A 14,029-nucleotide genomic window follows, 5' to 3' on the forward strand; every position below is an offset into this window, starting at 1 on the left:
GTTACCTGACAGCTCCCGACAGATGCGGTCTGCCGGAACGCTCATCATGCACCCCGAAATCCCAGCCGTCGCCGTGCGTGACGGCGCTGAAGCCGACCGTCGCCGGCAGCAGGACCGGCAGCTTGAAGGCGACGTCGACGGTGTACGTGCCGGGCAGCCGACCCTCCAGCGCGGCGAGGCAGCGGGCCTTCGTCCACATGCCGTGCGCGATCGTGCGGGGGAAGCCGAACACCTTCGCCAGCAGCCGCGAGGTGTGGATCGGGTTGCGGTCGCCGGACACGGCCGCGTAGTCGGGACCGACCCGCCGCGGCACCCGCCACACGGCGTTCGGCGCCGGCGCGGGAGCCGCGGCGGATCCACCGGAGGAGGATCCGCCCGAGGAGCCGCCGGACGCGGTGCGGCGCAGATACGTGGACGTGTCGCGCCACACCACCTCCCCGTCGACCGCCGCGGTCGTCACCACGTCCAGCTGCGTCCCGCGGTCGTGCGGTCGCAGCGCCTCGGCCCGTACCGCGAACGACAACGACGACGACAGGAGCAGCAGCGGGCGCAGGACCTCGATCCGGTTCGCCACGTGGATCAGTCCCAGCAGCGGAAACGGGAAGTCCGGCGCCGTCATCAACGTCATGGCCAGGGGAAACGCGACGACGTGCGGATAGGTGGCGGGCAGCTCGTCGCGGAGCCGGAAGCCGCAGACCCGGTTGTAGGCGGCCAGGTGCCCCCGGTCGACGGTGACGCCGCCGAGGGCCACCTCACGCGCCGGCAGTGCGGGGTCCGCCGCGACCCCGCGCCGCAGCGCCGCCGCCCGGTACAGCGGCCCGAGGCTCGGCATCCGGTCCAGGTCAGGCACGGTCAGGCACCCAGCAGGCTCTGCCCGCAGACCCGGATGACGTTGCCGTTGACGCCGCCGGAGGCCGGGTGGGCCAGCCACGCGATCGTCTCGGCCACGTCGACCGGCAGGCCGCCCTGCGACATGCTGTTCATGCGCCGGCCCGCCTCGCGGATGAACATGGGCATCGCGGCGGTCATCTTCGTCTCGATGAAGCCGGGGGCGACCGCGTTGAGCGTCAGGCCGGCCGCGGCGAACGCCGGCGCGTGCGCCTGGACGAGCCCGATGACGCCCGCCTTCGACGTGGCGTAGTTGGTCTGACCGCGGTTGCCGGCGATGCCGGACACGGAGGAGACCGCGACGATGCGGCCGTTGCCGCCGAGCAGGTTCTCCGCGAGCAGCACCTCGTTGATCCGTTCCTGGCTGCCGAGGTTGACGTCCAGCACCGACTGCCACTGGGCGGCGTCCATCCGGCCGAGCGTCTTGTCCCGGGTGATCCCCGCGTTGTGCACGAAGATGTCGGCGTGCACGTGCCGGGTGGCGATGAAGTCCGCGAGCCGGCGCGGGGCGTCCTCGGCGGTCAGGTCCAGCTGCAGCGCGGTGCCCTTGAGCGCGTTGGCGACGCGGGTCAGGTCCTCCCCGGCGGCCGGTACGTCCAGGCAGACCACGTGCGCGCCGTCGCGGGTGAGCACCTCGGCGATGGCGGCGCCGATGCCGCGGGCCGCGCCGGTCACGATCGCGGTCCGGCCGACGAGCGGCTGGTCCCAGTCCTCGGGGACGTCGACGGCGGCCGGCCCGACCCGGATGACCTGGCCCGACACGTACGCCGAACGGCCCGACAGCAGGAACCGCGCCGTCGACTCGATCGCCTCCTCGGCGCCGGGGGAGACGTACACCAGCTGCGCGGTGCCGCCCCGGCCGAGCTCCTTGCCCACGGAACGCACGAAGCCCTCCAGGGCCCGCTGCGCGGTGGCCTCGCGGGCGTCGGCGCACAGCTCCGGCGGGGTGCCCAGGACGATCACCCGGCCGGAGGAGCGCAGGGTGCGGATCAGCGGGTGGAAGAAGTCGTACAGGCCGCGCAGACCCCCGGTGTCGACGATGGCGGTCGCGTCGAAGACCAGGGCGGCGGTCGGCCCTTCGAGGGGGGCGCCGAGCTTCTCCAGCAGCTTGCGGACCGGTTCGACGAGGCGGCCGCCGCCGTTGACGACGACCTGCCCGTCGATGAGCGGGCCGTCCGGGTCGTGGCGGCGCAACTTCGGCGGGTCGGGCAGGCCGAGCCGCCGGACGAAGAACTTCCCGGCTCCCGAATGCGCGAAGTTGGCGTAGCGATCGGTCATTGCAGTGCCTCCCCAGTCACAACAAACGCGCTAACCTACTCACCAGTAGGGTAGCGCCAGGCTGCCCTGTCGCACTGAAGGAGACTCCGATGGCCCCGAAACGAGTGGCGATCGTCGGCGGTAATCGCATCCCCTTCGCGCGCTCGGGCAGTGTCTACGCCACTGCATCAAACCAGGACATGCTGACGGCCGCTATAGATGGACTGGTGGCGCGGTTCGGCCTCGCCGGGGAGCGGCTCGGCGAGGTCGCGGCCGGTGCGGTGCTCAAGCACAGCCGCGATTTCAACCTCACGCGTGAATCCGTGCTCGGCTCCCGCCTCGACCCGCGGACTCCCGCGTACGACGTCCAGCAGGCCTGCGGAACCGGTCTGGAGGCCGCCATCCTCGTCGCCAACAAGATCGCCCTCGGGCAGATCGAGTCGGGCATCGCCGGCGGCGTCGACACCACCTCCGACGCACCCCTCGGCGTCAACGAGGACATGCGGCGGGTCCTCATGGAGCTCAACCGGGCCCGGTCGCTCGGCGCCCGCCTGCGCGCCGTGGGCAAGCTGCGCCCCACCCAGCTCAAACCGGACATCCCGCGCAACAGCGAGCCCCGCACCGGGCTGTCCATGGGCGACTCCGCCGCGATCACCGCCCTGGAGTTCGGCATCACCCGCGCCGCGCAGGACGAGCTGGCCCTCGCCTCCCACCAGCGGCTCGCCGCGGCGTACGAGCGCGGGTTCTTCGACGACCTCGTCACCCCGTACCTCGGCCTGCAACGCGACCAGAACCTGCGCCCCGACACCACACTGGAGCGCCTCGCCACGCTCAAGCCCGCCTTCGGCCGGGGGGCGTCGGCCACGATGACCGCCGGCAACTCCTCGCCCCTGACCGACGGCGCCGCCGTGGTGCTGCTGGCCAGCGAGGAATGGGCCGCGGCGCGCAACCTGCCGGTGCTGGCGTACTTCGACACCGCCGAGACGGCCGCGGTCGACTTCGTCCACGGCGGCGACGGGCTGCTCATGGCTCCCGTGTACGCGGTGCCGCGGATGCTCGCCCGCGCCGGGCTCAAGCTGCAGGACTTCGACTTCTACGAGATCCACGAGGCGTTCGCCTCGCAGGTGCTCGCCACGCTGAAGGCCTGGGAGGACCCGGCGTTCTGCAAGGAGCGCCTCGGCCTGGACGAGCCCCTCGGCGCCGTCGACCGCACCCGGCTCAACGTCAACGGCTCCTCCCTGGCGGCGGGGCACCCGTTCGCGGCGACCGGCGGCCGGATCGTGGCGACCCTGGCGAAGCTGCTCGCCGAGCGGGGCTCCGGCCGCGGCCTCATCTCCATCTGTGCCGCAGGTGGGCAAGGGGTGACCGCGATCCTGTCCAGGTGAGCGCGGCGCTCGATCCACCCATATCGTTGACGCATGACGATCCAGCCGACGATGCTCCGGCCGCCACCGTCCCGACCCGGCTGGCAGGTCGCCGTCGGTCTGATCCTCGTCCTGCCCGCGCTGGTACTGCTGCTGACGTCCTACGTCGAGCCGCTGTACTGGACCGTCACGTCCAGCTTCCGCCAGTTCAGCGGGCTGCGGCTGACCGAGGGCAGCAAGAGCGTCGGCTGGGACAACTACGACACCGCGTACGCGAAGGGTGACCTCGCCGGCGCGCACTGGTACGCGCTGAGCCTCGCCGTCGTGCCGGTCCTGCTGGTCCTGCTGCTCGCCCCCGCCATCGCCTGGGCCGCGCACGCCGGCGGGACCTGGGCCCGGTGGGTCACCCGGGTCGCCCTCGCGCTGCCGCTGGCCGCCTTCGCCCCGGTGGCGATCGCCGTCGGGCTGCGCGAGTCGTCCACCCGGACCGCGTACTGGCTCGGCACCCTCGGCCTGATCGTCGCCCTCGCCGCGACCGCCTACCTGGCCGCGCTGCGCCGCCGCACCCTGGACTCCACCCGAAGCCCCGTGCCCGCCGTCCTCGTCGTCGGCGGCCTGGCCGTGCTCACCGTCGTCGCCGTCGCGCTGCAGGACTTCACGTTCGCGTTCATCGGCGGCTTCGGCACCAGGGACGACGTCACCCCGGCCCGCCTCATGTACGAGACGTCCTTCCGCACGATGAGCTTCGGGGTCGGCGCGGCCACCTCGGTGACCCTCCTCGTGCCGCTCATCCTGCTCGGCCTGATCGCCACGCTCCTGGTGATCCTGCCCGGCACCCGCCTCGAGGTCGACCCGAGACTGCCCGCCGCCACGAAGGGCCAGCCGATCGTCGCCTGGATCGTCGCCGGCGTCCTGCTGGTGTTCACCCTCGGCGCCGTCATCTCCGGCCTCGGCCCATGGCTGTCGAACATCACCGAGACCGGCCGCGGCGACGCCCCCTCCACCTGGGTCAACACCTGGGTCCCCCCGATGATCTCCACGCTCGTCGGGGTCACCGTCGCCGCCCTCGCCGCGTTCGGCATCAGCGGCCTGCGCCCCTTCGGCCGGCACAGCGAGTGGCTGCTGCTGCCCTTCGGGCTCTTCCTCTTCGTCGGCTCCGCACCGCTCGCGCTGCGCAACTTCGCCGCCGGCGTCACCGCCGACCGGCTCGACTCCTTCATCGGCCTCATCCCGCCGTCGCGGGTCGCCATCCCGGCCCTGTTCCTGCTCGCGCTGCTGTTCCGCGGCCAGGCCCAGCGCCGCGAGGTGCTGCTGCAGGAGGGCCACCGCGCCTCCTGGGCCGGCGTGCTGCTGCCGGCCCTGCCGATGCTGGCGCTGGCGTACCTGGCCACCTGGCTGGTCCAGGCCCAGGACCTGATCTGGCCGCTCATCAGCGCCGCCGGCGACCATCCGACCGCGCAGAACCAGCTCGTGCAGGCGCTGTTCGTGCGGGGCCGCACCGCGGACATGTCGCTGCCGTACGCGCCGCTGCTGCCGCTGTGGCTGCTCGTGCTGCTCTTCCTGGTCGTGATCGCCGCGCAGTTGCTGTACGTGGAGCGGGTCGCCCTGCGCGTCGGCCTCCCCGAGCGCGACCACCCGCCACGCACCTGACGCGGGAACTTGCACACCCTGTTGCGGTCGCCGTTCCAGGGTGAGCTGCTGGCGTGGCTCTGCCTGCACCCCGGGGCCGAGTATCCGTTGATCGAGCTGGCCCGCCGGCTCGGGGTATCCCACGCGACCGCGAGCCGGGAGGCCGACCGTCTCGCGGCCGCCGGCCTCGTGCTGGAGCGCCGCTTCGGCAACGTCCGGCTCACCCAGCAGAACCCAGGCCGACGCGATGCTGGACCAGGCCCGCCCCCACCTCGCGGCACGCAGGTCCTGGACCGGATGCGTCCCTACTGGGCGGCGGACCGCTTTTCCGGCGGACGGGCGGCCGGGGGAGAATCAGCTCGTGATTCCTAATGTGCTTGCTGGTCGGTACGCGTCGCCTGAGCTCGTGGCGATCTGGTCGCCCGAGGAGAAGGTCCGGTTGGAGCGGCGGCTGTGGCTCGCCGTGCTCACCGCGCAGCGGGACCTCGGGGTGGCGGTGCCCGACGGGGTGGTCGAGGACTACCGGCGGGTGCTCGACGACGTCGACCTGACCAGCATCGCCGAGCGGGAGCGGGTCACCCGGCACGACGTGAAGGCGCGCATCGAGGAGTTCTCCGAGCTCGCCGGGCACGAGCACATCCACAAGGGCATGACGTCGCGGGACCTGACGGAGAACGTCGAACAGCTGCAGATCCGCAGGTCGCTGGAGCTGGTCCGGGACCGGATGGTGGCCGCCCTCGCGCGGCTCGCGGCGCGGGCCCGGCAGCACGACGAGCTGGTCATGGTCGGGCGGTCGCACAACGTACCGGCGCAGGCCACCACCCTCGGCAAGCGGTTCGCCAGCGCGGCGGAGGAGCTGCTCATCGCGTACCAGCGCATCGACGACCTGCTCGGGCGCTACCCGCTGCGCGGGATCAAGGGGCCGGTCGGCACCGCGGCCGACCAGCTGGACCTGCTCGGCGGGGACGCGGACAAGGCCGCCGAGCTGGAGCGGCGGGTCGCCGAGCACCTCGGCTTCGCCAACGTGCTGACCAGCGTCGGCCAGGTGTACCCGCGCTCGCTGGACTTCGACGTGGTGTCGGCGCTCGCCCAGGCGGTCGCCGGGCCGTCCAGCCTGGCGACCACGATCCGGCTGATGGCCGGGTACGAGCTGGCGACCGAGGGGTTCAAGAAGGGGCAGGTCGGCTCCTCGGCGATGCCGCACAAGATGAACACCCGCTCCTGCGAGCGGGTCAACGGGCTCGCCGTGATCACCCGCGGCTACCTGTCGATGGTGGGCGAGCTCGCCGGCGACCAGTGGAACGAGGGCGACGTGTCCTGCTCCGTGGTGCGCCGGGTGGCGCTGCCCGACGCGTTCTTCGCCGTCGACGGGCTGTTCGCCACCTTCCTCACCGTGCTGGACGAGTTCGGGGCGTACCCGGCGGTGGTGGCCCGGGAGCTCGACCGGTACCTGCCCTTCCTGGCGACGACCCGGGTACTGGTCGCCGCCGTCGGACGGGGCGTCGGCCGTGAGGATGCTCACGAAGCGATCAAGGAGCACGCCGTCGCAGTGGCGCTCGCCATGCGCGAAAAGGGCATCCAGGACAACGATCTGCTGCAGCGGCTCGCCGACGACGGGCGGCTGCGGCTGTCCCGGGAGGAGATCGACGCCCTGGTCGCGGACCCGAAGGAGTTCGTCGGGGCAGCATCCGCGCAGGTCAGCGCCGTGGTGGGCAAGATCGCCGAGATCGTCGCGAAGCACCCGGAGGCAGGTGGCTATGTGCCGCCGCCCATCCTGTGAGCCGCTCCGTCGCTTGGATCTTGGCGCCGGCGGGGGCCGCTAAGATGCGTCTCGGGCGATGTTTTCGGGCCGCGCCGCATGATCGACCGAACCGTGACACGGGCGGTGATCTGCGGCGTTGCCCCGCCCGGTAGGCTCGTGTCGCTCGCCCTCGAGCGCCCGACTCAACTGTCAGGAGTGCCCCGTGGCCCGCGTCGTGGTGGACGTCATGCTCAAACCCGAGATCCTGGACCCCCAGGGTCAGGCGGTCGCGAACGCGCTGCCACGCCTCGGCGTCGCCGACGTGGCATCCGTGCGCATCGGCAAGCGGATCGAGATCGAGTTCGCCGGCGCCGCCGACCTCGACCGGGCCCGCGAGATCGCCGACAAGCTCCTCGCCAACCCGGTGATCGAAGACTTCACCCTGCGGGTCGAGGAGACGCCGGCCGAGGGCGAGGGCCAGTGACCGCCCGGATCGGTGTCGTCACCTTCCCCGGCTCGCTCGACGACCGCGACGCCGCCCGTGCCGTCCACCTGACCGGCGCCGCGCCGATCTCACTGTGGCACGCCGACTCCGAGCTGTACGGGGTGGACGCGGTCATCCTGCCGGGTGGTTTCTCCTACGGGGACTACCTGCGCGCCGGCGCCATCGCCCGGTTCTCCGCGGTCATGGAGTCGATCATCAAGGCGGCCGGCGACGGCCTGCCCGTGCTGGGCATCTGCAACGGCTTCCAGGTGCTGTGCGAGGCCCACCTGCTACCGGGTGCGCTGACCCGCAACCAGCACCTGCACTTCCGCAACCGTGACCAGGCGCTGCGCGTGGAGAGCACCGCGACCGCGTGGACGGGCGGCTTCCAGCACGGCCAGGAGATCGTCATCCCGGTCAAGAACGGCGAAGGCTGCTACATGGCCGACGAGCGCACGCTCGAAGAGCTCGAAGGCGAGGGACGGGTCGTCGCCCGGTACATCCGCGGCAACCCCAACGGCTCGCTGCACGACATCGCCGCCATCACCAACGCTGCCGGCAACGTCGTCGGGATCATGCCCCACCCGGAGCACGCCGTCGAGGTGCTGACCGGTCCGTCGATCGACGGGCTGGGCATCTTCACGTCCGTGCTCGCACACCTGGGAGCTCGTGTATGACCGCCACAACGGGTTTCGACACCGTCTCGCACGCCGCCGAGACCCCTGACGAAGAGCAGCCCTACGAGGAGCTCGGCCTCCGCGACGACGAGTACGAGCGGATCCGGCAGATCCTCGGCCGCCGGCCCACCTCGTCCGAGCTGGCCATGTACTCGATCATGTGGAGCGAGCACTGCTCGTACAAGAGCAGCAAGGTCCACCTGCGCCAGTTCAGCGAGAAGGCGCCGAAGTCGGACCTGATGCTCGCCGGCATCGGCGAGAACGCCGGCGTGATCCGGATCTCCGACGACATCGCCGTCACGTTCAAGGTCGAGTCGCACAACCACCCGAGCTTCGTCGAGCCCTACCAGGGCGCGGCGACCGGCGTCGGCGGCATCGTCCGCGACATCCTCGCCATGGGCGCCCGCCCGGTCGCGGTGATGGACCCGCTGCGCTTCGGCGCCGCCGACCACGAGGACACCAAGCGCGTCCTGCCCGGCGTCGTCGCCGGCGTCGGCGGCTACGGCAACTGCCTCGGCCTGCCCAACATCGGCGGCGAGGTCGTCTTCGACCCCTGCTACCAGGGCAACCCGCTGGTCAACGCGCTGTGCGTCGGCGTGCTGCCGGTCAACCGCCTGCAGAACAAGGAGGCACACGGCCCCGGCAACGTGGTCGTCCTCCTCGGCGCCAAGACCGGCCGCGACGGCATCGGCGGCGTGTCGGTCCTGGCCAGCGCCACCTTCAACAGCGACGGCCCGGCCCGCCGCCCGTCGGTGCAGGTCGGCGACCCGTTCATCGAGAAGCTGCTCATCGAGAGCTGCCTCGAGCTGTACGAGCGGGAGCTCATCGTCGGTGTCCAGGACCTCGGCGGCGCCGGGCTCACCTGCGCGCTGACCGAGACCAGCGCGTCGGCCGGCACCGGCATGGACATCAACCTCAACCTGGTGCCGCTGCGCGAGGCGTCGATGGACCCGCAGGAGGTCCTGGCCAGCGAGTCGCAGGAGCGCATGCTGCTCATCGTCGAGCCGGGCAAGCTCGACGAGGTGCTCCGCGTCGCCGAGCGCTGGGGCGTCATCGCCACCGCGATCGGCCAGGTCACCGAGGGTGGCCGGCTGGTCATCAGCTGGCACGGCGAGGTCGTCGTCGACGTCCCGCCCGGCTCGCTCGTCGACGACGGCCCGGTGTATGCCCGGCCGATGCGCGAGCCCGCCGACCTGATCCTGCTGCAGGCCGACCGCGCCGAGACGCTGCCCCGGCCGCGCAGCGGCGTGGAGCTGCGCGAGACGCTGCTGCGCCTGGCCGCCAGCCCCAACCTGTGCGACAAGAGCTGGGTCACCGAGCAGTACGACCGCTACGTGCAGGGCAACACGATCCTCGCCCAGCCGGAGAACTCCGGCGTGATCCGCATCGACGAGCAGACCGGCCTCGGCATCGCCCTGTCCGTCGACGGCAACGCCCGGTACGCGCGGCTCGACCCGTACAACGGCGCGAAGCTCGCCCTCGCGGAGTCCTACCGCAACGTCGCCGCCTCCGGCGCCACGCCCCTCGCGGTCACCAACTGCCTCAACTTCGGCTCGCCGGAGGACCCCCAGGTCATGTGGCAGTTCGCCGAAGCGGTCCGGGGTCTCGCCGACGGCTGCGCCGAGCTGGGCATCCCGGTCACCGGCGGCAACGTCAGCTTCTACAACTCCACCGGCCCGCAGGCCATCCACCCGACCCCGGTCGTCGGCGTCCTCGGCGTGATCTCCAACGTGGGCACCCGCGTCCCGATGGGCTTCGGCGGCGACAGCGACGTCATCGTCCTGCTCGGCGAGACCGGCGAGGAGCTGTCCGGCTCCGAGTGGGCCTGGGTGACGCACAACCACCTCGGCGGCCAGCCGCCGCGGGTCAACCTGGTCCGCGAGCGCATCCTCGCCTCGGTCCTCACCGAGGCGTGCGAGCGCGGCCACCTGTCCTCCGCGCACGACCTCTCCGACGGCGGCCTCGCCCAGGCCCTCGTCGAGGCGACGCTGCGCTACGACCACGGCGCCAACATCACGCTGCCGGAGGGGCTCAACCCGTTCGTCGCGCTCTTCTCCGAGTCGACGGCCCGGGCCTTGGTCTCGGTGCCGCGCGGCCACGAGAAGGCGTTCACCGCCCTGTGCGCCCAGCACGGCCTGCCGGCCACGGTCATCGGCACCGTCGACGGGCGCAGCCGGGCCCTGGACGTGCGGGGGCAGTTCACGATCTCGCTGGACGAGCTGCGGTCGGCGTGGAAGGGCACGCTGCCGGCCCTGTTCGGCGACGTGTCGACGGAGGCGCCGTCGTACGCCGCTCCTGAGGCCGCGGCTGCGTCCGGAGTTGAGGACATTTCGGACAAACCGGTCTCGGGTGGTGGCATCTTCGAGCCGGTCGCGGCGCCGGAGGTGCCCGAGGTGCCGTCGACGCCTTCCCTGTCGAAGGCCACGGACGCCGGTACCGACGCCGACGCCGACGGCCCGGAGGACTCCGCGCCGCCCGCCGATCCCGACGCCTGACGATGACCGAAGGCGTCTTCAGCCAGCCCGGCTCCGGCGCCCGTTTCGACTGGGGACCAGCAGGCGCCGCCGAACTGGCGCGCGTCTGCTCGGTCCTCGTCGTCGTCGACGTCCTGTCCTTCTCCACCGCGGTCGACATCGCCGTCGGCCGCGGCATGCGCGTCCACCCGTTCCCGTGGAGCGACCAGGCCCGCGCGTACGCCGACAGGATCGGCGCCGCGGTCGCCGTGGGCCGCAAACAGGCCTCGGACGCCTCACCGTGGTCCCTGTCCCCGGCCGCGCTGCAGAACGCCCCCTTCGTGGCCGAACTGGTCCTGCCGTCCCCGAACGGCGCGTCGATCTGCTCAGCGGCCGCCTCGACGGGCGTGCCGGTGGTCGCCGCCTGCCTCCGCAACGCCCCCGCCGTCGCCCGCTGGCTGCACGCCCAGGCCTTCGGCACACCGACCCGCCCGGTCGGCGTGGTGGCCGCCGGCGAGCTCTGGCCGGACGGCACTCTCCGCCCGTGTGTCGAGGACCTGTTGGGCGCCGCGGCGGTCCTGGACGGCCTGTCGATGCTCGGGGTCCCGCTGTCCGTGGAGGCCGCGGTCAGCCTGGCGGCGCTCGCCTCGGTCCGCAACGTGCCGGCCGCGGTGCGACGGTGCGTGAGCGGCCAGGAGCTGATCCAGCGCGGCTTCGCCGACGACGTGAAGCTCGCCGTCCAGGTAGGCACCTCACACACGGTGCCGGTGCTGACGGGGCAGTCCTTCGCCCCTGCCTGAACGGGCCGGACAGCAGCGGTCTGCTGAGGAGACACTGCGGAGGGCGTGGGATTCGAACCCACGATGAGTTTCCTCATACCGGTTTTCAAGACCAGCGCCATCGGCCACTAGGCGAGCCCTCCAGTGGAACGCGGACCAGTCTGCCAGATCGCTTCGCCGCGTCGGTGGTCACCCGTGTGAGGGAGGCCGGACGTCAGGCGGGCGGTGGCGGACTGGGCGACCGCGACCAGATGACATCTTGACACTCCGCTGCAAATGCCGCGCGGCATAAAGGTGACCTGCGCAGACTCAGGGCTGCAGGTGGGAGCTACAGGCGGGGGCCAAGGTCATGCACGTGTTCTTCAACGATCCTCGGGTCGCGTACGTCACCCGGCACCGGCGCGTCGTGCGGCATCCGTTGCTGGCGCTGATCGCCGGCGGGGTGGGGGTGGCGGCGTTGGGGGTGGCGATCGGCTCGGCCGGGTGGGAGCCGCCGCGGCACGGCGGCGGGGCGGGGGCGCAGGGGGAGGTGCCGCGGGGGATGGTGACGCCCGACCCGGTGCGGGAGATCCACCTGTACGACGTGCCCGCCGCGCCCCAGCCCGTCCTGGGTCCCACCGGCTCGCCGGCCCGGGTGCTGGCCGGGCCGCGGGCGCCGGGACCGGTCAAGGCGCCGGTGCGGCGGATCGAGAAGACCACGACAGGCCCCGTGAGCCGGCCGGCGACCGCACAGCCGCCCACGGAGCCCACCACAAGCCCGACACCAGAGCCGACAGCCAGCCCGACAGGTAGCCCGACAGATAGCCCGACAGCAAGCCCGACAGTCGAGCCGACCGTAGACCCGACACAGGAGCCGACAGCAGGCCCGGCGAGCGAAGCGCCCGTCATGGAGCCGACCGCCTGGCGCCCGGGGTGGCATCACCACGAAGGCCGGGGGCATTGGCCGTGGGAGCGGACCCCGCCCACGCCCTAGTACGGGAGCACGGCCCGCGACCATGGTCCAAAATGGTCCGCATGCGCGCGATCACGATCGAGCAGCCGGGTGGTCCTGAGGTACTGCGGTGGACCGAGGTGCCGGATCCGGTGCCGGGGCAGGACGAGGTGCTGATCGAGGTCCACGCGGCCGGGGTGAACCGGGCCGACGTGCTGCAGCGGCAGGGGTTCTACCCGCCGCCGGAGGGGGCGCCGCCGTATCCGGGCATGGAGGTGTCCGGTCGCATCGTCGGGGCCGGCGCCGGTACCCACCACTGGCACGCCGGGCAGGAGGTCTGCGCGCTGATCCCGGGTGGGGGGTACGCCGAGCTGGCGGTGGCGCACGTCGGGCAGCTGCTGCCGGTGCCGCGGAATGTGACGCTGGAGGACGCGGCGGCGCTGCCGGAGGTGGCGGCGACGGTGTTCTCCAACGTGGTGGACGTGGCGGGGATCAAGCCGGGGGAGACGCTGCTGGTGCACGGCGGCGGCAGCGGCATCGGGACGTTCGCGGTGCAGCTGGGCAAGGCACTCGGCGCGCACGTGGTCACGACGGCGCGCAAGACCAAGCACGACGCGCTGACCGCGCTCGGGGCGGACCGGGTGATCGACTACACGGCCGAGGACTTCAGCGCGACGGTGAAGGCCGACGTCATCCTCGACATCATCGGCGGGGCGTACCTCGGGGCCAACGTGAAGGCACTCAACGAGGGCGGCCGGCTCGTGGTGATCGGGATGCAGGGCGGCCGGAAGGCCGAGCTGGACCTGGCGGCGCTGCTGGCAAAGCGGGGCAGTGTGTTCGCCACGGCGCTGCGGTCACGGTCGATCGCGCAGAAGACGGCCATCATCCGGGGCGTCCGCGAGGAGGTCTGGCCCCTGATCGACGAAGGGCTGATCGGTCCGGTCGTGGACAGCCGGGTGCCGCTGCCGGACGCCGCCGAGGCGCACCGCCTGATGGAGTCGAGCGGGCACTTCGGAAAGATCATCCTCACCCGTCCGTGACGGGCGCGGCCGCAGAACGGGAAGGTGCCGCGGGCGAAGGCGACGGCCCGACCCCGAAGACGACCGGCACCGGCGTCGAGGGCGCAGGCGAAGGCGCAGGAGCGGGCGAGGAAGCCAGGATCACCGGCCCGGGCCCGCGGGCCGCCAGCCGGTCCTCCGGGTTCGCCAGCTGGCAGTGCGTCAGCGACAGGCACCCGCACCCGATGCACCCCGTCAACGTGTCCCGCAGCCGCTCGAGCAGCGCGATCTGCTCGTCCAGGTGCACCCGCCAGTTGCGCGACAGCCGGGCCCAGTCCCCCCGGGTCGGGGTGCGGTTGGCCGGCAGGGAGGCCAGGGCGTCCTTGATGGTCTCCAAGGGGATGCCGACCTGCGCGGAGATCCTGATGAACGCGACCCGCCGCAGCGCGGAGCGCTCATACCGTCGCTGGTTGCCGCCGGTGCGGGTCGAGTGGATCAGGCCGAGCTTCTCGTAGAAGCGCAGCGCCGACGGGGCGACCCCGCTGCGCGCCGAGAGTTCACCGATCGTGAGGAGCTCAGCCATACGGTCAGCGCTTGGTCGAGGGCTTACGGACGCGCTCGCGGGACAGGATCCAGAGGGCTTCGACGCCGTCTTTCCAGGTGATCTTCTTGCCTTCTTCGCGGGTGCGGGCGCGGTAGCTGATCGGCACCTCGTAGGGGCGGTGCAGCTTGAAGCAGGTCTCCAGGTCGCCGAGGTAGCAGTTGTACAGCATGTTCGCGGCGGTGGTGACGGCCTTGTTGCCCATCACGTACCAGAAGGAGAAGGAG

Annotated in this window: 12 protein-coding genes, 1 tRNA gene and 2 pseudogenes; 9 read left to right on the forward strand and 6 right to left on the reverse strand. The window is 72.1% G+C overall.

The window, feature by feature from the left end:
• Position 1: 1 nt before the first annotated feature.
• Positions 2–832 carry a MaoC/PaaZ C-terminal domain-containing protein gene (locus OP18_RS31620; RefSeq protein WP_211273733.1) on the reverse strand — a complete coding sequence of 277 codons (831 nt, stop codon included), beginning with the start codon at positions 830–832 and terminating at the stop codon, positions 2–4.
• A 20-nt stretch (positions 833–852) separates the two neighbouring features.
• Complete coding sequence (locus OP18_RS31625; RefSeq protein WP_033362765.1) at positions 853–2,166, reverse strand: 3-oxoacyl-ACP reductase; 1,314 nt, start codon at positions 2,164–2,166, stop codon at positions 853–855.
• 89 nt (positions 2,167–2,255) lie between these two features.
• On the opposite strand from OP18_RS31625, the gene OP18_RS31630 reads away from it, so the two are divergent.
• From OP18_RS31630 to OP18_RS31660, 8 genes are all read left to right on the forward strand, one after another.
• Positions 2,256–3,530 carry an acetyl-CoA C-acetyltransferase gene (locus OP18_RS31630; protein WP_033362766.1) on the forward strand — a complete coding sequence of 425 codons (1,275 nt, stop codon included), beginning with the start codon at positions 2,256–2,258 and terminating at the stop codon, positions 3,528–3,530.
• Positions 3,531–3,563: 33 nt separating this feature from the next.
• Positions 3,564–5,159, forward strand: a complete 1,596-nt coding sequence (locus OP18_RS31635) for a hypothetical protein (RefSeq protein ID WP_033362767.1) — start codon at positions 3,564–3,566, stop codon at positions 5,157–5,159.
• A 21-nt stretch (positions 5,160–5,180) separates the two neighbouring features.
• Positions 5,181–5,510 carry a MarR family transcriptional regulator gene (locus tag OP18_RS62660; protein ID WP_369335522.1) on the forward strand — a complete coding sequence of 110 codons (330 nt, stop codon included), beginning with the start codon at positions 5,181–5,183 and terminating at the stop codon, positions 5,508–5,510.
• Positions 5,500–6,918: an adenylosuccinate lyase gene (purB, locus tag OP18_RS31640; RefSeq protein ID WP_033362768.1), complete on the forward strand. Its 1,419-nt coding sequence runs from the start codon at positions 5,500–5,502 to the stop codon at positions 6,916–6,918. Before OP18_RS62660 ends, purB begins: the two co-directional genes overlap by 11 nt.
• A 184-nt stretch (positions 6,919–7,102) precedes the next feature.
• Complete coding sequence (purS, locus tag OP18_RS31645; protein ID WP_033362769.1) at positions 7,103–7,363, forward strand: phosphoribosylformylglycinamidine synthase subunit PurS; 261 nt, start codon at positions 7,103–7,105, stop codon at positions 7,361–7,363.
• A complete protein-coding gene (gene purQ, locus OP18_RS31650; protein WP_033362770.1) occupies positions 7,360–8,040 on the forward strand; it encodes a phosphoribosylformylglycinamidine synthase subunit PurQ in 681 nt (226 codons plus the stop codon). The genes purS and purQ overlap by 4 nt, the downstream gene beginning before the upstream one ends.
• Positions 8,037–10,535 (forward strand): phosphoribosylformylglycinamidine synthase subunit PurL, encoded by a 2,499-nt coding sequence (gene purL, locus OP18_RS31655; protein ID WP_081971281.1) that lies wholly within the window; start codon positions 8,037–8,039, stop codon positions 10,533–10,535. The genes purQ and purL overlap by 4 nt, the downstream gene beginning before the upstream one ends.
• 2 nt (positions 10,536–10,537) lie before the next feature.
• Positions 10,538–11,293 carry a 2-phosphosulfolactate phosphatase gene (locus OP18_RS31660; RefSeq protein ID WP_033362771.1) on the forward strand — a complete coding sequence of 252 codons (756 nt, stop codon included), beginning with the start codon at positions 10,538–10,540 and terminating at the stop codon, positions 11,291–11,293.
• Positions 11,294–11,330: 37 nt separating this feature from the next.
• Here the strand turns inward: OP18_RS31660 and OP18_RS31665 are convergent.
• Together OP18_RS31665 and OP18_RS57795 are read right to left on the reverse strand one after the other, a co-directional pair.
• A tRNA-Ser gene (locus tag OP18_RS31665) sits at positions 11,331–11,415 on the reverse strand.
• 166 nt (positions 11,416–11,581) lie between these two features.
• On the reverse strand, positions 11,582–11,971 hold the full coding sequence (locus tag OP18_RS57795) for a hypothetical protein (protein ID WP_156089935.1): 390 nt from the start codon (positions 11,969–11,971) through the stop codon (positions 11,582–11,584).
• A gap of 315 nt (positions 11,972–12,286) precedes the next feature.
• Here OP18_RS57795 and OP18_RS31675 point away from each other — a divergent pair, with 315 nt between their 5' ends.
• A complete protein-coding gene (locus OP18_RS31675; RefSeq protein WP_033362792.1) occupies positions 12,287–13,243 on the forward strand; it encodes an NAD(P)H-quinone oxidoreductase in 957 nt (318 codons plus the stop codon).
• A 103-nt stretch (positions 13,244–13,346) separates the two neighbouring features.
• On the opposite strand, the pseudogene soxR reads toward OP18_RS31675, so the two are convergent.
• Positions 13,347–13,784, reverse strand: a pseudogene (gene soxR, locus OP18_RS31680) (redox-sensitive transcriptional activator SoxR); the annotation flags it as partial.
• A gap of 4 nt (positions 13,785–13,788) precedes the next feature.
• Positions 13,789–14,029: pseudogene (locus OP18_RS31685) on the reverse strand (glycosyltransferase family 2 protein); the annotation flags it as partial.

The sequence above is a fragment of the Dactylosporangium aurantiacum genome (assembly GCF_000716715.1).
Classification (GTDB): Bacteria; Actinomycetota; Actinomycetes; order Mycobacteriales; family Micromonosporaceae; genus Dactylosporangium; species Dactylosporangium aurantiacum.

Excerpts from the sequence above, each read along its gene's own strand:
- OP18_RS31620 (WP_211273733.1), bottom strand. The coding sequence starts at position 832 with ATGCCGAGCCTCGGGCCGCTGTACCGGGCGGCGGCGCTGCGGCGCGGG.
- purL (WP_081971281.1), top strand. The coding sequence starts at position 8,037 with ATGACCGCCACAACGGGTTTCGACACCGTCTCGCACGCCGCCGAGACC.
- OP18_RS31625 (WP_033362765.1), bottom strand. The coding sequence starts at position 2,166 with ATGACCGATCGCTACGCCAACTTCGCGCATTCGGGAGCCGGGAAGTTC.
- OP18_RS31660 (WP_033362771.1), top strand. The coding sequence starts at position 10,538 with ATGACCGAAGGCGTCTTCAGCCAGCCCGGCTCCGGCGCCCGTTTCGAC.
- OP18_RS31675 (WP_033362792.1), top strand. The coding sequence starts at position 12,287 with ATGCGCGCGATCACGATCGAGCAGCCGGGTGGTCCTGAGGTACTGCGG.
- OP18_RS31630 (WP_033362766.1), top strand. The coding sequence starts at position 2,256 with ATGGCCCCGAAACGAGTGGCGATCGTCGGCGGTAATCGCATCCCCTTC.
- OP18_RS31635 (WP_033362767.1), top strand. The coding sequence starts at position 3,564 with ATGACGATCCAGCCGACGATGCTCCGGCCGCCACCGTCCCGACCCGGC.